The 22,625-nt window shown below is 66.0% G+C and carries 18 protein-coding genes; 9 read left to right on the forward strand and 9 right to left on the reverse strand.

Going from position 1 to position 22,625, the window contains the following annotated elements; translation table 11 throughout:
• Positions 1-27: 27 nt before the first annotated feature.
• The 5 genes from ACFQU0_RS14205 to ACFQU0_RS14225 form a co-directional block, all read right to left on the reverse strand.
• On the reverse strand, positions 28-3,843 hold the full coding sequence (locus ACFQU0_RS14205) for a nitrate reductase subunit alpha (protein ID WP_382201868.1): 3,816 nt from the start codon (positions 3,841-3,843) through the stop codon (positions 28-30).
• A 370-nt stretch (positions 3,844-4,213) separates the two neighbouring features.
• Positions 4,214-5,866 (reverse strand): MFS transporter, encoded by a 1,653-nt coding sequence (locus tag ACFQU0_RS14210; protein WP_382201870.1) that lies wholly within the window; start codon positions 5,864-5,866, stop codon positions 4,214-4,216.
• 21 nt (positions 5,867-5,887) lie between these two features.
• Positions 5,888-7,156, reverse strand: a complete 1,269-nt coding sequence (locus ACFQU0_RS14215; RefSeq protein ID WP_382201872.1) for an MFS transporter — start codon at positions 7,154-7,156, stop codon at positions 5,888-5,890.
• Positions 7,157-7,283: 127 nt separating this feature from the next.
• A complete protein-coding gene (locus ACFQU0_RS14220; RefSeq protein ID WP_382201874.1) occupies positions 7,284-7,688 on the reverse strand; it encodes a bacteriohemerythrin in 405 nt (134 codons plus the stop codon).
• A 21-nt stretch (positions 7,689-7,709) separates the two neighbouring features.
• Entirely contained in the window at positions 7,710-9,305 is a 1,596-nt protein-coding gene (locus tag ACFQU0_RS14225) for a methyl-accepting chemotaxis protein (RefSeq protein ID WP_382201876.1), read from the reverse strand.
• 153 nt (positions 9,306-9,458) lie between these two features.
• Here ACFQU0_RS14225 and ACFQU0_RS14230 point away from each other — a divergent pair, with 153 nt between their 5' ends.
• From ACFQU0_RS14230 to ACFQU0_RS14240, 3 genes are all read left to right on the forward strand, one after another.
• The gene (locus tag ACFQU0_RS14230) at positions 9,459-10,013 is read left to right on the forward strand and encodes a hemerythrin domain-containing protein (RefSeq protein WP_382201878.1); all 555 of its coding nucleotides are present in this window, start codon (positions 9,459-9,461) and stop codon (positions 10,011-10,013) included.
• A 330-nt stretch (positions 10,014-10,343) separates the two neighbouring features.
• Positions 10,344-10,817 carry a hypothetical protein gene (locus ACFQU0_RS14235; protein ID WP_382201879.1) on the forward strand — a complete coding sequence of 158 codons (474 nt, stop codon included), beginning with the start codon at positions 10,344-10,346 and terminating at the stop codon, positions 10,815-10,817.
• Between the two features lie 93 nt (positions 10,818-10,910).
• Complete coding sequence (locus tag ACFQU0_RS14240; RefSeq protein ID WP_382201881.1) at positions 10,911-11,306, forward strand: VOC family protein; 396 nt, start codon at positions 10,911-10,913, stop codon at positions 11,304-11,306.
• A gap of 69 nt (positions 11,307-11,375) precedes the next feature.
• Here ACFQU0_RS14240 and ACFQU0_RS14245 read toward each other — a convergent pair whose 3' ends face one another.
• Entirely contained in the window at positions 11,376-12,107 is a 732-nt protein-coding gene (locus ACFQU0_RS14245) for a response regulator (RefSeq protein WP_382201883.1), read from the reverse strand.
• A 20-nt stretch (positions 12,108-12,127) separates the two neighbouring features.
• Complete coding sequence (locus ACFQU0_RS14250; protein ID WP_382201885.1) at positions 12,128-13,987, reverse strand: type IV pili methyl-accepting chemotaxis transducer N-terminal domain-containing protein; 1,860 nt, start codon at positions 13,985-13,987, stop codon at positions 12,128-12,130.
• Between the two features lie 204 nt (positions 13,988-14,191).
• Between ACFQU0_RS14250 and ACFQU0_RS14255 the strand changes: the two genes are divergently transcribed.
• The 6 genes from ACFQU0_RS14255 to ACFQU0_RS14280 all read left to right on the forward strand — a co-directional run bounded on the left by ACFQU0_RS14255 (position 14,192) and on the right by ACFQU0_RS14280 (position 20,525).
• Positions 14,192-15,493, forward strand: a complete 1,302-nt coding sequence (locus ACFQU0_RS14255; RefSeq protein ID WP_382201887.1) for an NnrS family protein — start codon at positions 14,192-14,194, stop codon at positions 15,491-15,493.
• A 1-nt stretch (position 15,494) separates the two neighbouring features.
• A complete protein-coding gene (locus tag ACFQU0_RS14260; protein ID WP_382201889.1) occupies positions 15,495-16,133 on the forward strand; it encodes a nitroreductase family protein in 639 nt (212 codons plus the stop codon).
• A 120-nt stretch (positions 16,134-16,253) separates the two neighbouring features.
• Positions 16,254-17,060, forward strand: a complete 807-nt coding sequence (locus ACFQU0_RS14265; RefSeq protein ID WP_382201891.1) for a DUF3348 family protein — start codon at positions 16,254-16,256, stop codon at positions 17,058-17,060.
• A complete protein-coding gene (locus ACFQU0_RS14270) occupies positions 17,057-19,228 on the forward strand; it encodes a DUF802 domain-containing protein (RefSeq protein ID WP_382201893.1) in 2,172 nt (723 codons plus the stop codon). Before ACFQU0_RS14265 ends, ACFQU0_RS14270 begins: the two co-directional genes overlap by 4 nt.
• A complete protein-coding gene (locus ACFQU0_RS14275) occupies positions 19,225-19,878 on the forward strand; it encodes an OmpA family protein (RefSeq protein WP_382201895.1) in 654 nt (217 codons plus the stop codon). The genes ACFQU0_RS14270 and ACFQU0_RS14275 overlap by 4 nt, the downstream gene beginning before the upstream one ends.
• Positions 19,875-20,525 (forward strand): DUF2894 domain-containing protein, encoded by a 651-nt coding sequence (locus ACFQU0_RS14280; protein ID WP_382201897.1) that lies wholly within the window; start codon positions 19,875-19,877, stop codon positions 20,523-20,525. Before ACFQU0_RS14275 ends, ACFQU0_RS14280 begins: the two co-directional genes overlap by 4 nt.
• A 16-nt stretch (positions 20,526-20,541) precedes the next feature.
• Here the strand turns inward: ACFQU0_RS14280 and ACFQU0_RS14285 are convergent, their stop codons facing one another.
• Both ACFQU0_RS14285 and ACFQU0_RS14290 read right to left on the reverse strand, forming a co-directional pair.
• On the reverse strand, positions 20,542-21,489 hold the full coding sequence (locus ACFQU0_RS14285) for a glycosyltransferase family 2 protein (protein WP_382201899.1): 948 nt from the start codon (positions 21,487-21,489) through the stop codon (positions 20,542-20,544).
• A 65-nt stretch (positions 21,490-21,554) separates the two neighbouring features.
• Entirely contained in the window at positions 21,555-22,478 is a 924-nt protein-coding gene (locus ACFQU0_RS14290; protein ID WP_382201901.1) for a LysR family transcriptional regulator, read from the reverse strand.
• Between the last annotated feature and the right edge of the window lie 147 nt (positions 22,479-22,625).

Raw genomic sequence — 22,625 nt, forward strand, 5'->3', positions numbered from 1 at the left:
TGTTTCCTTTGCTGTACTCGGTGTGGCTCAGGGGTTCTCGCCCTGCGATTGGTAGGCAGCGGCGAGGTGGTCGTCGCGTGGCGTGTCCAGCCAGTCCACCTTGGCCATCTTGCGCACCACCACAAATTCGTCGCGGTTGGTGCCAATGGTTCCGTAGTAGTTGAAGCCGTAGCTCAGCTGCGCGTAGCCACCGATCATGTGGGTGGGCTTGAGCACGATGCGGGTGACCGAGTTGTGGATGCCGCCGCGCACGCCGGTGATCTCGCTGCCCGGGGTGTTGATGATCTTTTCCTGCGAGTGGTACATCATCACCATGCCGGGGTTGACGCGCTGGCTCACCACCGCACGCGCCGCCACCGCGCCGTTGACGTTGAACAGCTCGACCCAGTCGTTGTCCTCGATACCGGCGCTCTTGGCGTCGTCCTCGCTGAGCCACACCACGGTGCCGCCCCGGTTGAGGGTGAGCATCAGCAGGTTGTCGCTGTAGGTCGAGTGGATGCCCCACTTCTGGTGCGGGGTGATGAAGTTCAGCAGGATCTCGGTCTGCCCGTTGGGCTTGCGGCCATGCACCTCGTCGGTGGTCTTGAGGTCCACCGGCGGGCGGTAGCTGCTGAAGCCCTCGCCGAAAGCGATCATCCAGGGGTGGTCCTGGTAGAACTGCTGGCGCCCGGTGAGGGTGCGCCATGGGATCAGCTCGTGCACGTTGGTGTAGCCGGCGTTGTAGCTCACCGTCTCGCTCTCGATGCCGCTCCAGGTGGGCGAGCTGATGATCTTGCGCGGCTGCGCCTGGATGTCGCGGTAGCGGATCTTCTCGTCCTCGCGGTACAGGGCCAGGTGCTTGTGGTCGCGCCCCGTCTGTTTGCTCAGCGCCTCCCAGGCCTTCACGGCCACGTGGCCGTTGGTCTCGGGCGCCAGTTGCAAGATGACTTCGCAGGCATCGATGTCGGTGACGATCTTGGGCATGCCTTGTGTCACGCCTTCCTCAAGGGTGGTGCCATTGAGCTGGCCCAGCTGCGTGACCTCGACCTCGGTTTTCCACGCAATGCCCTTGCCGCCGTTGCCCACCTTGTTCATCAGCGGGCCCAGCGCGGTGAAGCGCTTGTAAAGGTTGGGGTAGTCGCGTTCCACCACGGTGATCTGCGGTGCCGTCTTGCCGGGGATCAGGTCGCACTGGCCCTTCTTCCATTCCTTCACGTCAAAAGGCTGGGCCAGTTCGGCCGGGCTGTCGTGCATCAGCGGCGTCAGCACCACTTCCTTCTCAACGCCGAGGTGGCCCACACACACCTCGCTGAAGGTCTTGGCAAAACCCTTGTAGATCTCCCAATCAGAGCGCGATTGCCACACCGGGTCCACCGCCGCACTCAGCGGGTGGATGAAGGGGTGCATGTCGCTGGTGTTGAGGTCGTTTTTCTCGTACCAGCTGGCGGTGGGCAGCACGATGTCGGAGTACAGGCAGGTGGTGGACATGCGGAAGTCCAGCGTGACCAGCAGGTCCAGCTTGCCCTGCGGCGCGTCCTTGTGCCACTTCACTTCCGACGGTTTGGCATCGTCGTCGCCCAGGTCTTTGCCCTGCACGCCGTTTTCGGTGCCCAGCAAATGTTTGCAGAAATACTCGTGGCCCTTGCCGCTGGAGCCCAGCAGGTTGGAGCGCCACACAAACAGGTTGCGCGGCCAGTTCTGCGGTGCGTCGGGGTCTTCGCAGCTCATCTCCAGCGTGCCGTCCTTGAGCGCCTTGACCACGTAGTCCTTGGGGTCCAAACCAGCGCTGGACGCATCGCGCACCACCTGCATGGGGTTGGTCTTGAGCTGGGGTGCGCTGGGCAGCCAGCCCATGCGTTCGGCGCGCACGTTGTAGTCGATCATGCTGCCGCCAAAGGCGGCTTTGTCGGCCAGCGGTGAAACGATTTCCTCCAGGCCCAGCTTCTCGTAGCGCCATTGGTCGGTGTGGGCGTAGAAGAAGCTGGTGCTGTTCTGCTGGCGCGGCGGACGAATCCAATCCAGCGCAAAGGCCAGCGCGGTCCAGCCGGTTTGGGGGCGCAGCTTTTCCTGGCCCACGTAGTGGGCCCAGCCACCACCGCTTTGGCCGATGCAGCCGCACATCATCAGCAGGTTGATGACGCCGCGGTAGTTCATGTCGGCGTGGTACCAGTGGTTCATGGCCGCGCCGATGATGACCATGGACTTGCCGTGGGTCTTGTCGGCGTTGTCGGCAAACTGGCGCGCCACGGTGATGACCTGATCGCGTGGCACGCCGGTGATCTGCTCCTGCCAGGCCGGGGTGTAAGGGGCGTTGTCGTCAAAACTCTTGGCGCCGGAACCCAGGCCCCGATCGATGCCGTACTGCGCCACCTGCAGGTCGAACACCGTGGCCACCATGGCGTAACGCTCTTCACCGGCCTTGCCCAGGCGCAGGCGCACGGCGGGCACCTTGGCGTGGTTGACTTCGCCGGTGCCAGCGTTCTCGGAAAAGTGGGGTGTGACGTTGCCACCAAAGTAGGGAAAGCCCACGTCCACCACCTGGTGCTCTTGTGCGCCATCTTCCAGCACCGAGAGCTTGAGCTTGACATCGCCGTTGTCGCGCGCCTCCTTGGATTCCAGGTTCCACTTGCCCACGTCGTCGCGGCCTTCCGCGCCCCAGCGGAAGCCGATGGAGCCGTTGGGCAGCACCGCCTTGCCTTGCGCGTCGAAGGCCACCGTTTTCCAGTCGGGGTTGTTGTCCTGGCCCAGCTTGCCATTGAAGTCGCTGGCGCGCAGGTAGCGGTCGGGCACCATGGTCTTGCGGCCATCGGGCAGGGTGTGCTCCTTGAGCATGACCAGCATGGGCAGGTCGGTGTAGCGGCGTGCGTAATCGTCGAAGTAGGTGCTGCGCTGCTTGCCTTCGGGGAAGTAGAACTCCTTGAGCACCACGTGGCCCATGGCCATGGCGAGCGCAGCGTCGGTGCCTTGTTTGGGGTGCATCCAGAGGTCGGCCAGCTTGGCCACCTCAGAGTAGTCGGGCGTGACGGCGACCGTCTTGGTGCCCTTGTAGCGCACCTCGGTGAAGAAATGGGCGTCGGGCGTGCGCGTCTGCGGCACGTTGGAGCCCCAGGCGATGATGAAGCTGCTGTTGTACCAGTCGGCCGATTCGGGCACGTCGGTCTGCTCGCCCCAGATCTGCGGGCTGGCCGGCGGCAGGTCGCAGTACCAGTCGTAGAAGCTCATGCACACGCCGCCCAGCAGGCTGAGGTAACGGCTGCCGGCGGCGTAGCTGACCATGCTCATGGCCGGGATGGGCGAGAAGCCGATGATGCGGTCGGGCCCGTGTTTTTTGATGGTGTAGACGTTGGCGCTGGCGATGAGCTGGTTGACCTCGTCCCAGGTGGAGCGCACGAAGCCGCCCATGCCACGCACCTGCTGGTAATCGCGGCGCGCGGCGTCGTCTTCCACGATGAGCGCCCAGGCGTCCACCGGCGTTTTGGCCACTTTGAGGGCGGCGCGCCAGCGCTCGAGCAGGCGGCCGCGCACCATGGGGTATTTCACGCGGTTGGCGGAATACAGGTACCAGCTGTAGCTGGCGCCGCGTGCGCAGCCGCGTGGCTCGTGGTTGGGCATGTCCCAGCGGGTGCGGGGGTAGTCGGTCTGCTGGGTTTCCCAGGTGACGATGCCGCCTTTGACGTAAATCTTCCAGCTGCAGGAGCCGGTGCAGTTGACGCCGTGGGTGCTGCGAACAATCTTGTCGTGCGCCCAGCGGTTGCGGTAGGCGTCTTCCCAGGTGCGGTCTTCGTTGGTGACTTGTCCGTGGCCGCCCGCGAAGCTGTCCTTGGGGAGGTTGAAGTGGGTCAATCGGTCCAGAAAGTGGCTCATGGGGTGCTCCGGTTGGGGGATGTTGCGAGGGGCATGTCTTTGGGTTGTTCGGTGTTTTGTGGTGCTGTGGTGTGCCGGCGTTTGTGGGGGCCGAGGGCAGCGGGGTGAACGGTTCCGTTCGTGTCCCCCGCCGGCTGCGCCGGCTCCTCCTTTACCTCACTGCACCATTCACCCCACTGCCCTCGGCCGCACGCACGTCGGCGCGCGATGACTTCAGACCTTGGCGCGCCCACCACGTTGGCAGACGCAGGGCGGTGTGGCATGCCGCTTCGGTAGGTAAAGGAGGAGCCCACGCAGTGGGCGGGGGACACGGACGAAGCGGCATGCCACACCGCCCTGCGTCCCGCGACAACCATGGAACGAAAAGGCTTCATGGGTTCTTGATCTCCGCACCAGAACGCAGGTAGAACCACCAGTTCAACACCAGGCACACCGCGTAAAAGACAGCAAAGCCATACATGGCCACCTGCGGTGTGCCAGCCTTGATCTGGGCGCCGATCACCACCGGCGCGACGAAGGCGCCATAGGCCGCGATGGCCGAGGTCCAGCCCAGCACGGGGCCGGCCTGCTGGCGATCAAAGATGACGCCGATGGTGCGGAAGGTGGAGCCGTTGCCGATGCCGCTGGCAAAGAACAGCAGCAGAAACAGGCCCAGGAACATGGGGAAGTAGGTCTCGGGCGTCGCCGAAGCGTAGGCCTGCATCATCACGTAGCCCACCGCCACCGAACCCACCACCATCACGGCCGAAATGACCTGGGTGACGATGGAGCCGCCCAGCTTGTCGGAGATCCAGCCACCGATGGGCCTCACCGCCGCGCCGATGAAAGGGCCCATCCACGCGTAGGTCAGGGCCGAGGGCGCGTTGGGGTTCTTCAGCGTGTGCTGCATCACGCCATTGGCATCGGTCACGTGGCTGATGCCGAAGATGACGGTGATGGCCAGGGGCAGCGCCATCGAGAAGCCGATGAAGGACCCGAAGGTGACGATGTAGAGCGCCGTCATCGACCAGGTGTGCTTGTTGCGGAAGATGGCGAACTGCTTGGCGATGTTGTCCTTCATGGTGCCGAAGGCGGTGAGCTTCATCACCATCAGCGTGCTCACGATGATGAGCGGCATGGCCAGCCACATGTTGAGCAGGCCCAGGCCGGTGGGTGCCGGCAGATACAGGTACAGGCCCACACCGGCCGGTAAAAACGACAGCGTGTACAGCCAGACGATCTTGATGAAGGCGGCGATGGTGCTGCCCAGGCTGCTGTCCACACCCGGCGTGACCGTCTTGAGGTTGTTCATGCCAAACCAGCACAGGATGGACAGCGGCACCAGCGACAGCAACCACGCAAAGCCCGCGTTCTGAATCCAGGTGGGCGTGCCGGCGGCGATCTTGCCGAAGATCCAGCCGCTGTCCTTCACCAGCGTCATCGACTCACCGCCCATGGCGCCCAGCAGCGGCATCGTCATCACCAGAGGAATCACGATCTGCATGGTGGTGACGCCGAAATTGCCCAGGCCCGCGTTCAGCCCCAGCGCCGTGCCCTGCAGCCGCTTGGGGAAGAAGGTGCTGATGTTGGACATGCTGGAGGCAAAGTTGCCGCCGCCCACGCCCGACCACAGCGCCATGAGCTGGAAGGCCCACAGCGGCCAGTCCTTGTGCTGCAGCACAATGCCGGTGCCCACGGCGGGCGCCAGCAGCATGGCGGTGGTGAGGAAGATGGTGTTGCGCCCACCCGAGAGGCGGATGAGGAAAGACGCCGGGATGCGCATGGTGGCGCCGGCCAGGCCCGCGATGGCCGTGAGCGAGAACAGCTCGGCCTGGCTGAAGGGGAAGCCCAGGTTGAGCATCTGCACGGTGATGATGCCCCACATGCCCCAGATGGCGAAGCCACAGAGCAGTGCGGGCACCGAGAGCCAGAGGTTGCGGTAGGCGATGCGCTTGCCGGTGCTTTCCCAGAAGGCGTCGTCTTCGGGGCGCCAGTCCTCGAGGGTGGCGCCGGTGCCGATGCTGGCGGGGGTGGGGGTGTTCATGGTGTGTTCCGCTGAAGCGGCTCAGTTCTGAAGAGAAAACGGCTTGGCGTCCGGGCCCATCACCGGGGCCTTGCGCACCTCGGTCCAGTACATCCAGATCAGCGAGACCCAGACCACGCCGTACATCAGCATGAAAGCGCTGGAGCGGATGCCGGTCAGGTCGACCAGCGCGCCGAAGAGGATGGGCAGGATGAAGCCACCCATGCCACCGGCCAGGCCCACGATGCCGCTGATGGTGCCGATGTTGTGCGGGTAGTCGTCGGCGATGTACTTGAAGACGCTGGCCTTGCCAAAGGCCCAGGCCACGCCCAGCACAAACATCAGCGCGGTGAAGGTGTAGACGTTGAGACCGATGTGGAAGGTCTGCGGGCCGTTGATGGTGGTGATGGTGAAATCGGTCTGTGGGTAGCTCAGCAGGAACAGGCAGATCCAGCTCACCCACATCACCCACCAGGTGACGCTGTGGGCACCGTATTTGTCGCTCAGCACGCCGCCGATGGCGCGCAACACACCGCCGGGCAACGAGAAGCAGGCGGCCAGCAAGGCGGCCACGCGGATGTCCAGGCCGTACTCGCCGATGTAGTACTGCACCATCCACAGCGCCAGCGCCACGTAGCCGCCGAACACGATGCTGTAGTACTGGCAGTACTTGAGCACCTTGGGGTCTTTGAGGGCCTTGAGCTGGTCGGTGAACTTGACGTTGCTGGCCACCAGGTGGCTGGGGTCGCTGTGGCTGAACAGCCAGAACAGCAGCACGGTGCCAGCCATGATGGCCGCGTACACCTGCGGCACAGCCGCCCAGCCAAAGGCCACCAGGATGACCGGGGCAACGAACTTGTTGACGGCCGAGCCGGAGTTGCCCGCGCCATACACGCCCATGGCCATGCCTTGCTGGCTCTTGGGGAACCAGCGCGCCACGTAAGGCGTGCCAACGGAAAAGCTGCCACCGGCCAGGCCCACAAACAGGCCGATGGTGAGGAAGTGCCAGTATTCGCTGGCGTAGGCCATGAGCCAGATGGCGGGCACGGTGATGGCCATCAGCACCGCCATGACGATGCGGCCACCGTAGCGGTCGGTCCAGATGCCCAGCGGCACACGCACCAGCGAACCGGTGAGCACGGGCATGGCGGTGAGCAGGCCGAACTGGGTGGCGTTGAGGTCCAGCATCTTCTTGATGGGGATGCCGATGACGCCGAACATCATCCAGACCATGAAGCAGACAGTGAAGGACCAGGTGCTGACGATCAGCACCGACCAGGCCTTGCGTTTGTGTTGAATGTCGTTGGTCACAGTGGACTCCTTGAAGCTGCCCCCACTGTGCGGGGCGGCGCCGGTTTGGGGTATCCCTCTGTCAGTGGATGCGTACAGCGGCAGAGGGATGAGGGCCGACCTACTCCCAAAGGAGTAGGTTGCGCGCTCAACGCACGCGGTTCTTCAGAAAGGCGTGCAACTCCTTGTCGGAGCGGCGGATGTGCAGCGACAGCCAGTCGCGCAGCACGGTGGACAGCTGCGCCGCCACGGTGATCTGGCCGTCTTCGTAGCGCGCTTGCAGGCGCGTGAGGTTGGCCACAAACGCGGCGTGCCCCTTGCGGTGGCCTTCGAGGTTGGGAAAGTGCGCGGCGGCCATCTGCGCCTCTTCGCGCTGCAGGTGGTCGGCGGTGTAGCGGATCAGCTGGGCCAGGATGTCGCCCACCACCTCGCGCCCCCGCCCCTCGGTGGTGGCGGTGTGCAGTTCGTTCACCAGTTGCACCAGGTGCTGGTGGTCGGCGTCGATGGCACCGCCATCGATCACCATGTCGGGTGCCCATTCAAAATAAGCCATGGCCGTGCTCCGGTGCGGGGGTCAAGCGGCAGACAGCAGCAGAGGCGACTGCATCGTTGAATGCCCCGCCCCACCGCGCAGGCGGAACACGCTGACCGCGTCCTGCAACTGCTTGGCCTGGTGCTCCAGCGACTGGGCTGCCGCAGCGGACTCCTCCACCAACGCCGCGTTCTGCTGCGTCACCTGGTCCATCTGGCCCACGGCCTGGCTGATCTGTTCGATGCCCGAGGTTTGGTCCTGGCTGGCTTCGGTGATCTCGCGCATCAGGTCGGCCACACGGCGCACGTGCACCACAATTTCGTCCATGGTGCTGCCGGCCTGCTCCACCAGCTTGCAGCCTTCGGTCACGTTGCTCACCGAATCGGTGATCAACCCCTTGATCTCTTTGGCCGCCGTGGCCGAGCGGCCCGCGAGGTTGCGCACCTCGCTGGCCACCACCGCAAAGCCCCTGCCCTGCTCGCCCGCACGCGCCGCTTCCACGGCGGCGTTGAGCGCCAGGATGTTGGTCTGGAAGGCAATGCCGTCGATCACGCCAATGATGTCGGCGATGCGGCGCGACGACGCGTTGATGGCCTCCATGGTCTGCACCACCTGGCCCACCACCGCGCCACCCTTGACCGCCACCTCAGACGCCGACTCGGCCAGGCGGTTGGCGTGTTGGCCGCTCTCGAAGTTCTGCTTCACCGTGCCCGCAATTTCCTGCATCGAGGCGGAGGTCTGCTCCAGCGCGCTCGCCTGTTCCTCGGTGCGCGACGACAAATCCAAGTTGCCCGCCGCAATCTGGCTGGTGGCCGTGGCCATGCTGTCGGTGCCCAGGCGCACACGGCCCACGATGTGGGTCAGGCTCTCCGTCATGTCGCCCAGGGCGGTGAGCAGCTGCCCACACTCGTCGCGGGTGCGGGCCGCCACTTGCAGGTCCAGGTCGCCCGCAGCCACCCGTCTGGCAATCGCCACCGCCTCGCCCATGGGACGGGTGATGCTGCGCGTGACCCAGGCGGCAAACCCCACCGCCAGCAACACACTCACAACACCCAGCCCCAACAACAGCCAGCGCGATGCGGCAATGCTGTCTTGCAATTCGGCGCTGCTCTGGGTCACCAGCCGCTTTTGCAAGGTGGCCATCTGGTCCACCGGGCCTTGCAGGCGGTCCAGCGCGGGCAGCGTTTCGGTCAACATCAGCCGGGTGGCGGCCTCGCGGTCGCCCGCCTCCACCAGTTGCCCCACCTTGCCAAAAGAGGCCACGTACTGCACGCGTGCGGTCTTGATCTCGTTGAGCAACTGCTTGCCTTCGGGCAGGTAGATCAGCCGCTCCAGCGTGACCAGCGCGTCGTCAATGGTCTTTTTGTTATGGGCGATGCTGGCGCGCACCTGCGTCAGCTGCGCCGGGTCGGTCGCAATCAGCAACTCCATGGTGCGGCGCGCGTTGGCCCGTGTGGTGGCGTTGATGGTGTTAGCCGCCTCGGCCTTCAGCCAGTCCGATTCGATGATGCGGGTGTTGACCTCACCCACCTGAGTGAACCGCACCGTGGCCACGGCAATGGCCAACAAAGACAACACGATCAGCAGGCCAAAACCCCAGGCCAGGCGGACACCGATACGCAAATTCTGGAAAAACATGTCGAACCCCTCACAGTTCTTCACACTGTGCGTGATTGCCTGTTTTTTGGGCATCCTCCGATCAGCCTGGCGAAGAAGGATGGTGGCTGCGCCCACCTACTCCCAAAGCACTACCCCGGCGCGGGCGCGCCCATCTCGGCCTACCATGGGCGCATGAGCACCCACGCCTTCCCCGGCTTTCACAGCCCCGGCGCCAGCACCGAAGCCCCGCTGGAAATGCTGGCCGCCTGCCACGGCCGCGTACACAAACAGTGCGAAACCCTGGGCCGGCTGGCCGCCCACCTGCCCACCCACGGCAGCGACACCGCCGCCCAGCAAGCTGCCACCGCCGTGATGCGGTACTTCGACACCGCCGCGCGCGACCACCACGCCGACGAGGAGGAAGACCTCTTCCCCACCCTGCTCGAAGCCATGGCCGGGTCCGACGCCGTGTGCCTGCGGGCACTCACCGATGGCCTGCGGGCGGAACACCGGGTGCTGGAGCAGCGCTGGGCCGCACTGCGCAAGGTGTTGGCGCGCATTGCCAAAGGCGAACCCGTGGCCCTGCCGCCATCAGACGTGCAAGCCTTCGTGGCCGCCTACGCGGCCCACATCGAAAAAGAAGACACCGAGTTACTGCCCATGGCGGCGCGGTTGTTGAGTGATGCGGACATCACGCGCGTGGGGACGGCGATGCGGGTGCGTCGGGGGATTGGCGCGGTCGAGTGAGGCACTGGCAACAGCCAAACCGCTCCGCCCGCTGTGTACGCTTGCCAGCCAGCTGCACGTGATAAAAACGCGTGCGAAAGGGTGCCGTAAAAGCGGCGATGCAGGCCAACAAGTCGAATCACACCCACACGGGGTCAGCACCCCGCTGGATGCCGCCAACTGCCTGCGCATCCGTTCACAGATCGTCCGGATTTTTTTAGGTTTGCCTGTGCGCGATGTGCCAAGCACTGCGACGAGCATGTCTGGGAACTTGCATCGTTTTATCCGACCGACGACTCGCAGTGGTTTGTCGTCTTTTTCTAGTTAGGACTCAGCCATGGAGAGTACCTCGTGATTCAAGATTTCTTGAGTTCCTTCTTTGGGGCTGCCTTCGGTCTCTCATTGATCGCCTTTCTGGGCCGAACATGGATTGAGGCGCGTGTTAGAGGCTCGATCAATCAGCAGTACAAGACACAGTTTGAGCTCTTCCAGCGGAGCCTAAACAGAAAAGAAAAGGTAGCAATCGTTGCGCAGCTACTTGCGGAGTACATGAAGACCCCATACGGAGAAACAATCGAACGAGAGCAGCGCACGCTGTTGAATCGCCTTTCGCTAGAGGCAACTCTTTGGCTTCCCAGTGAGCTGGCGCTCGAGATCTCGAAGCGACTGCAAAATGCACCAGATGCAAAGACTCCGTTCGAACTCATAGTTCTCGCTCGCCATCACCTGTCGGAAGATGATTCCTTGAGTGTCGAGGCCGTAACCATCTGGGGTTGGGACCGTGAAAAGAGTGCCGAGCCAATCTTCGCGGTTGCGCGCAAGTGAGTGCCAAAGGCAAGCAGTAAGCCAGGGCTCTGGCGCGTCGAGACGTCACACGACAGTTACAGTTGACCATACCCACAACACAGGAGACCCACTTTGTTCAGTCATGTCATGCTCGGCACAAACGACATCGAGCAATCCAAACGTTTCTATGACGCCGTCTTGCATGTTCTCGGTGCGGGGCCGGGCTTCGAGAACACGAACAAGACCGGTCAGCGCCGGCTGTTTTACAGGCACGAGGGCGCTTCCTTTGGGGTGAGCGAACCCATCGATGGCCAACCTGCCACGGTTGGCAACGGTGGCACCGTGGGTTTCAAGTGCAACTCGCCGGAGCAGGTCCGCGAGTTTCACGACGTTGCCGTCGCCCATGGGGGCACGTCAATCGAGGAGCCGCCAGGCCCGCGCTCTGGCCCCACGGGCGTTCTGCACCTCGCCTATGTGCGCGACCCCGACGGCAACAAACTTTGCGCCCTTTTTCGCCCCAAAGCGTAGTCCAGGGTTCGCCAGTCAGCTGGTGGCTGCGCAGCGCTGGCTGGACGGCGCAAACTGATGGTCGCAGCCCTACGCCATCCCCCGCTCCGTCGCATACACCGCCGCGTGCACGCGGTTGGCCAGGTCCAGCTTGCGCAGGATGTGCTGCACGTGGATCTTGACGGTGGTTTCGGCGATGTCGAGGGCGCGGGCGATGAGCTTGTTGCTGTCGCCACGCGCAATGAGTTTGAGGATTTCGGTTTCGCGTGGTGACAGGGTGTGGATGGGGTCGCGGCTGTCCAGCGTGGGGGTGTGGCGCGTGAGCGCCACGCCGGCCACTGGCACAGTGGACACGGTGGCGGTTGGAGCCACCACGGGCGGTGCCTCACGCAACAGGCCCACCAGCTTGCCCATCATCTCGGGGCTGACGACGGAGTCACCTTCCCAGATGCGTTCGATGGAATCGGCCAGGTCTTCGGTGTCGATGGTCTTGAGCAGGTAGCCGTCGGCACCGGCACGCAGGCCGGCGGCGAGATCGTCCACGTTTTCGCTCACGGTCAGCATGACGATGCGCGCACCGGGTGCGGCCTGTTTGAGGCCGGCGATGGCGTGGATGCCTGAGACGCCGGGCAGGTGGTTGTCGAGCAGGATGAGGTCGGGCGCCAGCCGTTCAGCGGCCGACTGCGCGGCGCTGGCGTCGCCGGCCTCGCCGACCACGCTCAGGCGGCGGTCTTGTGCGAGCAGGGCCACCAGGCCACGGCGAAAGAGTTGGTGGTCGTCCACCACAAGCAGGCGGATGGGGCCGGTGCGTTCGGAATCCATAGATGCGTTTTGATGGGCCCTCACTGGGCCAGTTCAAGCAGGACGGCGGTGCCTTCGCCGGGGGATGAGGCCACATGCACCTGCGCGCCGATGCGTTCGGCGCGTTCGCGCATGATGTGAAGCCCCACGTGGGTGTCGCTCGCGGCGGCGGCGCGCGGGGCAAATCCCTGGCCGTTGTCGCGCACTTCAAAGCGCCAGCGCGGGCCTTTGTCCACCTTGAGGGTGACCTCGCTGGCGCCAGCGTGTTTGCGCACATTGGACAGCGCTTCCTGCACCACATGCAGCACCTGCAGTTGCACGTCGGAGGGCAGCGACACGCCATGGCCGTGCAGCTCCAGGTGGGTGCGCAAGCCGCTCTGGTGTTCAAACTTCTTGAGCGTGGTGCGCAGGGCTTGTTCGATGTCGTCGCTGTTGGTGCGGGTGCGAAAGTGCACCAGCAGCTCGCGCACGTCGTTGGTGCTCTCGCGCACGCCGGCGTCCAGTTCGTCGATGATGGGCTGCTGAGCCTGCACATCGCCGCGCGCCACGGCCGAACGCAGCAGGCTGATCTGGATTTTGAGAAAGGCCAGCGACTGGGCGATGGAGTCGTGCAGCTCGCGCGCGAGCATGGTGCGTTCTTCGCTCACCGCCGCTTCGCGCACCAGCGCTTCGGTGCGCAGGTTTTCGATGGCGTTGGCCAGGTGACCGGCCAGGGCGTCGTACAGGGCGCGGTCCTCGTCTCGCAAGCTGGTTTCTTGGCGGTAGAACAGATCGATCTCACCCAGGATGCGGCTTTGCAGGCGGATGGGCACGCTGATCAACGCGCTGTAGCCGGCCTTCACGCAGTTGCCCAGCAGGCGGTCGTCGTCGGCAATGATGGGAATCACGCGGGTGCGGGCCGTGGCCTGTGGCTGGCCACAGGCGCACAGGCCCGCCTCCAGGCAACGCTCCTCGGTGGCCAGTTCTTCGGGCAGGCAGTCGCTGGCGAGCATCAGGTAGCGCTGCGTGGCTTCGTCGGACCAGCGCACCGCCACCGCATCGGCGCCGCTGAGCCCGCGCATTTTTTGCGCAAAACCTTTGGCCAGTTCTTCCAGCGTGTGGGACTCGACCAGGAAGGTGCTGACCTCGTACAAGGTGGCCAAGCGTGCGCGTTTGGCCTCCAGGTCGCGCGTCTTGGCCAACACCTGCGCCTCCAGATCGTGGTAGAGCGACTGCAGGGTCTGCGTCATGTGGTTGAAGCCGGCCGCCAGTTCGCCAAACTCGTCGGGTGCGTCCACCGCCACGCGGGTGGAAAAGTCCCCCGCTTCCACGCGCTGCAAGGCCTGGCGCAATCGCTGCAGCGGGTGGATGACAAACAGGTAGCCGATGTAGATGGACAAAACGGCGGCGGCCACCGCCAGCGCCATCATCACAAACTGGAACAGATTGAGCACGGCAGTGAGCCGGGCCATGGTGTTTTCGATGGTGCGCACCAAGTCATCGACCTTGGGCACAAAGGCCTCGACCTGGGCCACCAGGGTGGCGGCGTCGGGGTGTGAACGGGCCGACCAGGCCGGTTGCAACGGCTCCCACGCCGCCACCAGGGCCGCAAATTGCTGGCGCGAGGTGTCATTCCAGGGCACAAACAGCGGCCGCATGGGGTCGCCGTCGCGCAGCAAGGCCAGGCTGGCTTCGAATTCGGCCACACGCGCGGCCACCTGGGGCTCAGGCTGCTCGGCCAGCAGCGAGCTGGCCAGTCGCCAGGCCTGCATGCGCATGCGCCCGGCTTCGTTGACGGCCGCCGCGCCGCCGTCCAGCTGACGCGTCACCCACATGGTCAGGCCGATGGAGACGAGCGCCAGCACCAGCAGCAACACGCCGGTGGCCAGGAATTTGGTGGAAAGCTGGCGGCGCCAACGCATGGAAGATCGGATCGGGGCAATGGGATGCGGGAATGCGCCCCCATTGTCAAGGCATCGGCGAAGCGCTGTCCATCCCGCTGCAGCGTGTGGCGCCATCGTTCTTTCGGACGATGGCGGCGCGCGCCGGGTGCTACCTCTGGCAGCCAGCACAAGGCACAAAGAAGGATGGCGGCGCAGTCGGGCTTGCGCGACAGTGAAGCTGCCATGTCCCTGATGCAGAAAGCCACCGTGTCGCTCGCCCCACCCGGTCACCGCCCACCCGCCGTTGATGGCGGCTGGCGCCTGGGCCATTTGTGGTGGGCACCCCACCGGCTGGCGTTTTCCACGGCGGCGGTGCTGCTGGTGCTCAGCGCCGTGTGGTGGTTGGGCGTGTGGCTGGCGCGCGCAGGTGTGCTACGGGCCTGGCCACAGGCGTTCGACCCCGGCCTGCAACACGGCACGCTCATGGTCTATGGCTTCATGCCCCTGTTTTTTGCCGGCTTCCTGTTCACGGCGGGGCCCAAATGGCTGGGCATGGCGGCGCCATCGGCCCACGACATCGCCCCCGCCGTGTTGCTGCAAGGCCTGGGCTGGCTGTTGTGGCTGATGGCAGCCTTGGGCGGCACGCCCTGGGCCGTGGCCGGCGCGCTGACGGCAACGCTGGGGCTGGCCTGGTCGGCCACCTTGTTTGGCCGCTTGCTGTGGCGCAGCCCCGCGCCCGACCGCCAGCACGCCACACTGGTGTGGCTGGCGGCCTGCCTGGGCGTGGCGGCACTGCTGGGTCTGGCGGGTGCCGTGTGGTGGGGACGGCACGACCTCGCCCGGGCTTGCCTGCTCACGGGCCTGTGGGGCTTTGTGGCCAGCACCTTTGTGGTGGTGGCCCACCGCATGATCCCGTTTTTCACCGCCAGCGCGCTGCCCCTGGTCAGCGTGTGGCGGCCCCACTGGGTGTTGGCGCTGATGCTGCTGGCGCTGACCCTGAAAACCGTGTCGGTGTGGACCGAATGGGCCGGCTGGACCAACGGCGCCTGGGCGCTGGCGCACGGCTTCTGGATGCTGGTCAGCGGCCTGCTGCTGCTGTGGCTGGCCGTGGTGTGGGGGCTGATGCAAAGCCTGCGCATCAAGCTGCTGGCCATGCTGCACCTGGGTTTTGTGTGGCTGGGCCTGGGCCTGCTGATCGACGGCTTCAGCCACCTGTGGGCAGCACTCACCGGCGCACAGGCGCTCTACCTGGGGGCGCTGCACGCCAGCACCATGGGCTTTCTGGGCTCGCTGATGCTGGCCATGGTCACGCGAGTATCTTGCGGGCACGGTGGCCGGCCACTGGTGGCCGACGGCCTGGTGTGGTGGCTGTTCTGCCTGCTGCAGGTGGCCACCCTGCTGCGGCTGGCCGCTGCCGCAGGCGGCAGCACCTCGGTGATACTCACCGTGGCCGCGGGCCTGGCGTGGACGCTGGTGGTGCTGCCCTGGTCGTGGCGGCTGCTCAACTGGTGGGGACGCCCCCGCCAAGACGGCCGCCCCGGATGACATGAACCCCATTGCCGTGCCCCCATCTACCGTGCCCTCACCCGACGCCCCCAGCTGGGCCGACACGCTGATCCACAGCCGCCGCACCACGCTGCCCAAACGTTTGTGTGGCCCCGGGCCGGACGGCGCGCAGCGCAACGCCATCCTGGCCGCCGCCGCCGCCGCGCCCGACCACGGCCAGTTGCTGCCCTGGCGCTTCATCGAGGTGCCCGACACCCAGCGCGAGCGCCTGGCCAGCGCGTTTGCCAGCGCCCTGCTGGCACGCGACCCCGCCGCCAGCGCCGAGGAGCTGGAACAGGCCCGCGAAAAAGCCCACCGATCACCCTGGTTGCTGCTGGCGGTGTGCCGCGTGCGGGGTGGCGACCCGGAGGTGCCCGCGCACGAACGGGTGTTGTCGGCCGGGGCCGCCATCCAGAACATGCTGCTGCTCACCGCTGCCATGGGCCTGGGCTCGGGCCTGACCAGCGGCAAGGCCCTGGTGTCCGACGCCCTGCGCGGTCTGTTCGCACTCCACGCCGATGAAGACGCGCTGTGTTTCATCAACATCGGCCACGTGCGTGAGGCCCGCAAGCCACGCCCCCGCCCGCCTGTGGACGCCTATTTCAGCCGCCTGGGCGACGGCACACCGGCCACCGCTTGAGCCTGCCCCGATGGGGCACTTTCGAGGCGCTGGCCCGGATGGTTTCTAATGGAGGGTTGTCGCCGCGCCGCCAGAACCCGGTTCATCTGATGAATTCGATGGTTTTGATAGCACATCGCGGTGACCCGGCGCTGTTCCAGCGCCACCGCCCTGGCCATGTCGGCGCAGGGCCACCACCCCCTTGGAGGCATGTTGTCGCGCACGAACTTCAGCAGTTCAACCTTGGTCCGTCTGTTGGCGCAAGCCACCGGCGCGGGCACGGGTGCGCCCCGTGAAGACCTGGCCGAGCGCCTGAGCCTGTGGCTCAACGCCTTCGATGCCGTGGCCCTACATGGCATCCACCAATCGGTGGGCACCGACACCCCAGTGGCGTCGCCCGGCGGCCCTGCGGCCGATGCCGCGCAACGCGACACCGTCGCCCAGTTCCAGCGCACCCGCGCGGCCCTGGTGGCAGCGATCACGGGGCAGCGGCCGCCGCCCGAGGCCACGGCGCGCAAGGCCGCAGCGGCCACGCTGCGGCGGGTGCCGGCGCCACCGCCCCCCCCCGCGCCCGAAGCGCCCGAGCCCGACTACAGCCGTTTCTTCAAACGCCACCTGGAGCTGCAACGCGACATGGCCCTGAAGATCGGGCCGCTGCGCGTCCAGGTGCGGCAGGTGCTGGCCCGCAGCCAGCCCCACCTGCGGCCGCTGGCCGCGCTGGACGCGCTGATGGAGCAAACCCTGGCCGCGCGCGAACACAAGCTGCTGGGCCAAGTGCCGATGCTGCTGGAGAAACGATTTGAACAACTGTGCGCCGCCACAGGCGCCGGGCCGGTGGTGTTTGGCCGGGAATGGGAGGCGATCGTGTTGGCAGAGCTGCACCTGCGCCTGCAACCGGTCGTCGGAATGATGGAAGCATGGGGCGCAAGCCCCCAGACAACACAATGAACCGATTCGCTTTTGGGGCCACCTTCGGGGCCGGCCTGTTGACCGTGGCCTGGATTGGCCTGGGCTTTGTGGGCCACAGCCCACTGGCCCTGGTGATGACGGTGCTGATCGCCGCCACCTACCTGCTGGGCGCCCACGAACTGCGTGGCTACCGCCACACCACCACGTCGCTGGACACCGCGTTGGCCCAACTCGGTAGCACCCCCATCGACATGGCCGCCTGGCTGGGCCAGGTGCCCGCTGGCCTGCGTGCGGCCGTGCGCTCGCGCATCGAAGGCGAACGCCTGGCCCTGCCCGGCCCGGCGCTTACGCCCTACCTGGGGGGCCTGCTGGTGATGCTGGGCATGTTGGGCACCTTTGTGGGCATGGTCCTGACCTTCAAAGGCGCCGTGTTCGCGCTCGAAGGTTCGGCCGACCTGCAAGCCATTCGCTCCGCACTGGCCGCGCCCATCAAGGGGCTGGGCCTGTCCTTCGGCACCTCGGTGGCCGGTGTGGCCGCATCGGCAGCGCTGGGGCTGATGTCCGTCATGGCGCGGCGCGAACGCGCCGAGGTGGCGCGCCGCCTCGAAGCCCACATGGCGCAAGCGCTGCGCCCCTTCTCGCGGGTGCATCAGCGCGAGGAAACCCACAAGGCCTTGCAGCAGCAGGCGCAAGCCCTGCCCGAGGTGGTCAAACACCTGCAGGCCATGATGGACGGGCTGGAACGCCGCAGCCAGCAACTCAACGACCAACTGCTGGGCCAGCAGGCCCAGTTCCACCGCGAGGTGGGCTTGGCCTACACCGAGCTGGCGCGCACCGTGGGCAGCAGCCTGCAAGAAGCACTGACCGCAGGCGCACGCGCCGCCGGCGACAGCATCCGTCCGGTGGTCGAGGCCACCATGGCCGAGATCGCGCGCGAATCGCAGGCCAGCCACCAGCGCCAGGTGGACGCCACGCAGGCACAGTTGCACCGCCTGGCGCAGGACTTCAGCGCCACCGCACGCGGGGTGTCGGACGGGTGGCGCAGCGCCCTCGAAGCGCAACAGCACAGCCACCAGTCCCTGTCCGCCGACCTGACCCAAACCCTGGGCGGCTTCACGCAGCAGATCGAAGCCCGATCCACCGCCCTGCTGGACCACCTGAACACCACACAAAAACAAGCGCTGGCAGCACAAGCCGAAGCCGAAGAGGCACGGCTGCGGTTGTGGACGAACCAACTGCAGGCCGTGGCCCACACCCTGCACACCGAATGGCAGCGTGCTGGCACCCAGACGCTGGCGCAGCAGCAGGCCGTGTGCGACGCCCTGGCCCGCACGGCGGCAGAGATCGGCTCACACAACCGCGACCACAGCAGCCAGACGGCTGAGCAGATCACCCGCCTCCTGAGCCAATCCGACGCCTTGGTGCAAGCCCGCATGGAAACCGAAGCGGCCTGGGCACAACAGCAGGCCGAACACACCCAACAACTGGCCGCCCTGTGGCGCACCGAACTGGCGGCGCTGCGCCAGGACGAGGCCGCACGTGGCGACGCCGCCGTGGCCCGCCTGGGCGAGCTGCAAGACGCGCTGGCACGCCAGTTGGCCACCCTGGGCGCGGCGCTGGAAACCCCCATGACCCGCCTGATACAAACCGCGTCGGAAGTGCCACAGGCAGCGGCCGAGGTGATTGCGCAGATGCGAGGCGAGATGACCCGCTTGTCCGAGCGCGACAACGCCGCGCTGGAAGAACGCAACGCCCTGGTGCAGCAGCTGGGCACGCTGCTGCTGGCCGTGCAGCAAACCACCACCGAGCAACGTGCGGCCATCGAATCCCTGGTGGGCAACGCCGCCGCCGCCCTGGCAGACACTGGGCAGCAGGTGGCCAGCACCTTGGGTGCACAAGCCACACACGCGGCCGATGTGGCCACACGCGTGAACGCCAGCGCGGTGGAGCTGGCCAGCCTGGGCGAGGCCTTTGGCCAGAGTGTGGCGCAGTTCAGCGCCAGCAACGACAAGCTCATGGACACCTTGCAACGCATCGAAGGCACGCTGCAGCAGAGCATGGCCCGCAGCGACGAACAACTGGCCTACTACGTGGCGCAGGCGCGTGAGGTGATCGACCTCAGCATCAGCTCGCAACAAGGCCTGGTGGAAGACATGCGCCGCCTGCGCGCACAAACCGCTGCCGTGCCTGAAGGGAGCGCCGCATGATGGGCCAGCACCACGCCGATGGCGTGGACGACGGCATCGAGCAAACCGCGCCCGTGTGGGCGGTGTTTGGCGACCTGATGTCGGGTTTGCTGGGCGCTTTTGTGTTGATTCTGGTGGGCGTGCTGGTGGTGCAGATGGACCTGATGGCCAACCTCGAATCCGAGGTGCAGAAGCGCCGCGTCGAAGAACAGCGCCGCATGGCGCTGGAAAAGGCGCTGGCGATTCCGCTGCAATCGGGCCGGGTCACACTGGCCAACGGCCGCATCGGCATCAGCGGCAGCGTGTTGTTCCCGGTCAACTCCGACGAGCTGCGCCCCGAAGGCCGGCAGTTGCTGCAAAGCCTGGTGCCGCCGCTCAAGGTGTACCTGAGCGAGCGCGACGAAATGCTGATGGTCAGCGGCTTCACCGACAACCAGCGCATCCAGCAGGGCAACCGCCGTTTCAACGACAACCTCGAACTCTCGGCCCAGCGGGCGCTGACCGTCACCCGCGCGCTGATCGAGGAAGGCATGCCGTCCTCGCAGGTGTTTTCGGCCGCCTTCGGTGCCGAGCAACCCGTGGCCAGCAACAGCAACGAAACCGGGCGTGCCCTCAACCGCCGGGTGGAAATGGCGCCGGTGCCCAAAGCCCACCCCACACCCCGGCCGTGAGCGCCCCCCAGAACGACATCCCCACCGCCATCGGCCAGCGGCTGCAAAGCTTGCGCGAGGCGGGTGCGCCCGCGCGGCTGCCCTGGCGCTGGCACCACGCGCAGTCATTGCAGGCGCGGCTGGCGACGCTGCCGCCAGCGGTGTCGGTCCACCTGGAAGCCGCACTGGAACGGGCCGTTCAAGCGTGTGAACTCGAGATGGCGGCCGCACGCCCGGTGTCGCCCACTCACAGCCAGAGCCAGGGTCAGGCCCTGCTGCGCACGCTGAACGACACCCTGGGCCAACGGCGCGAACGCGATGTGCGCGACGCCGCCCTGGCCGGCGAGGCCATCGACCCGACCGAATTGCCCAGCCTGCGGCGATTCCGTGCCAGCTGGTCGCGTTTTGCGGCCGAGGACCAGGTGGCACAAGCCATAGGCCGCAGCCCCGACAACGCCGGGCCGCTCAACTCCCATGCCCTGGTGCTGCGCTCGCTGGCGCTGATGCGCGAACTGTCGCCCGACTACCTGCGACGCTTCATGGCCCAGCTGGACAGCTTGTTGTGGCTGGAAGATCTGGCGCAGCGCCCCGCCAGTGCCAAGGCCGCCAAGCCCGCCAAGCCCGCCAAACCTGCAAGCTCTGCCAAACGGCCACGCGGTCGCAGCTGACGCGCCGCGCGGATGCTCAGTCGGCCGTGCTGGCTGATGCGCGGTACACCCGCCGCACCACAAACGGCGGCCGGCGTTTGCTCTCGATGTAGGTGCGCCCCACGTACTCGCCCACAATGCCGATGCCAATCAGCTGCAAACCGCCGAGGAAGGTGACGGCCACAAACAGCGAGGCGTAGCCTGGGATGTCCTGACCGAAGATCAGGGTGCGGACCAGAATCCAGGTGCCCCAGGCCAGCGACACAGCGGCCACCGCCAGCCCCAGGTAGGTCCAGATGCGCAGGGGCGTGATGGAGAAGCCGGTGATGCCTTCGACCGCCAGGTTCCACAGCCGCCAGCCGTTGAAGCTGCTGGTGCCGGCCACGCGGCTTTCGCGCACGTAGTCCACCGCCGCAGTGCGAAAACCCACCCAGGCAAACAAACCTTTCATGAAACGGCGGCTCTCAGGCAAAGCATTGAGCACGTCCACCACGGCGCGGTCCATGAGCCGGAAATCGCCCACGTTGTTGGGGATCTGGATGTCGGACATGGCGTTGTGCGCGCGGTAGAAGGCACCTGCGGTGACGCGCTTGAGCCAGCTGTCGGACGACCGGTCGGCGCGGCGCGCCACCACCACCTCAAAACCCTGGCGCCACAAATCCACCAGTTGTGCCAGCAGTTCGGGCGGGTCTTGCAAATCGGCGTCCATGGGCACCACCGCATCGCCCGAGGCCGCCGCAATGCCGGCCGACAACGCCGACTCCTTGCCAAAGTTGCGGCTCAAGTCCACCACCACCAGATCGCTGCGTAGTTGCTGCCATTCCAGCAGGCGCGTCAGCGTGTTGTCGCGGCTGCCATCGTTGACACACACGATTTCGAACGTGGCCCCCTCCACCGCCGCCAAGGCCTGGTCCAGGCGGTCGAACAGTTGGTCAAGTGCCTGGGCTTCGTTGAAGCAGGGGATGACGATGGAGATGCGGTTCAATGTTGGCTGCCGTGGAGGGTTCGCGCGATTCTAGAGGGGCCTGATGTGGTGCGCAGCCACGTGTCTCAGGCCCCACCACCCAGAAAGGCCATGAGCTGAGCCACCGCTGCCGCGGGCGGCCGGCCCTGTGCCACGATGGCGCCGTACACGCTGAGCCGCTGGCCAACGGTGTAGCGCAGACACGCCACCAAACCATGTGCCTCGTAGCGCTGCGCCACTTCGGTGGGCATCACCGCCAGCATGTCGGAGCTGGTGATGAGGTTGGTGGTGGTGAGGATGGAGGCGGTCTCGATCAGGCCACGCGGTGGGCGGCTGTGGTGGCTCTTGAACTCCTGCTCCAGCACCTCGCGCATGGGGCTGCCGTGGGGCTGCAAGATCCACGGAAAACGCAGCAGCTCGGCCCAGGCCACACGCGCCTGTTGGGCCAGCGGGTGCTGCGGCGAGGCGACGATGGACAAGGCCTCTTCGGCGATGGGCGTGAAGCCGAAGGCGTCGGCATGGTCGTCGGGCACGCGGCCAATGACCAGATCAAGGTCACCCCGGCGCAAGGCATCCGTCAGGCGGTCGCTGGTGTCCACCGTGATTTCGATGGTCAGCAGCGGGTACAGCGCCTTCAGCCGGATCAACGCCTGCGTGAGCACCGCCGGCGACGCCGCCATGATGCTGCCGATGCACACGCGCCCGGCGCCACCCTGCTCCAGCTCGCCCAGCTCACGCGTGAGGGCGTCGAAATGGCCTTGCAGCCCTTCGAAATAGGCCAGCACGCGGCGCCCGGCCGCCGTGAACTGCAGGCCCCGCCCAACACGGTCGAACAGCCCGTGGCCCATGGCGGACTCCAGCTCCTGCAGCATCTTGGTGGCGGCGGGTTGGGTCAGGCCGAGCTGGGAGGCGGCCGCGCGCAGGGTGCCGTGTTGACCAATGGCCAGCAGCAAGGCCACCTGGCGCATGCGCAGTCGGTTGAGCAGTTGGGGGGTGGGCGTGGTGCTCATTGAATTGATATCTACAAGTTATCGATACATGAAGAACTTTGAATTTTCAGAAATCAATCGCGAGCCTAGTGTGCTGTCCCGCTGATACGTGAGCAAAGTCTATGCAACTTTTCAAGAATCGAATCGGCGGTGGCAGTCCACTTGAAC

Source organism: Hydrogenophaga defluvii (assembly GCF_042665235.1).
Lineage (GTDB): Bacteria > Pseudomonadota > Gammaproteobacteria > Burkholderiales > Burkholderiaceae_C > Hydrogenophaga > Hydrogenophaga defluvii_A.